Origin of the sequence: Paraburkholderia sp. SIMBA_030 (assembly GCF_046535245.1) — a bacterium.
GTDB lineage: Bacteria > Pseudomonadota > Gammaproteobacteria > Burkholderiales > Burkholderiaceae > Paraburkholderia.
On the sequence record NZ_JAWRXB010000793.1, the window covers coordinates 1 to 263 of the forward strand.

At 58.9% G+C, this 263-nt stretch carries 1 protein-coding gene; it reads left to right on the top strand.

The annotated features are described in order from the left end of the window. Positions 1–73: 73 nt before the first annotated feature. The coding region (locus SB772_RS42155) for an Rrf2 family transcriptional regulator (protein ID WP_410838792.1) at positions 74–263 on the top strand (190 nt) is incomplete at its 3' end.

Genomic DNA, 263 nt, shown 5'->3' on the forward strand with positions numbered 1-263 from the left:
CTAGGTCTTATAGTTGACTTAAACACTCGGGAATTGCATACTCGCCCCATTCCGAACTCCGTGGTAATTGTCCATGCGACTGACTACAAAAGGCCGATACGCCGTGACCGCCATGCTCGATCTGGCGTTGCACGCGCAGCACGGGCCGGTGTCCCTGGCCGATATCTCCGAGCGCCAAGGCATCTCCCTGTCCTACCTCGAACAGCTTTTCGCCAAATTGCGCCGTAGCAATCTGGTGTCCAGCGTCCGCGGTCCGGGCGGCG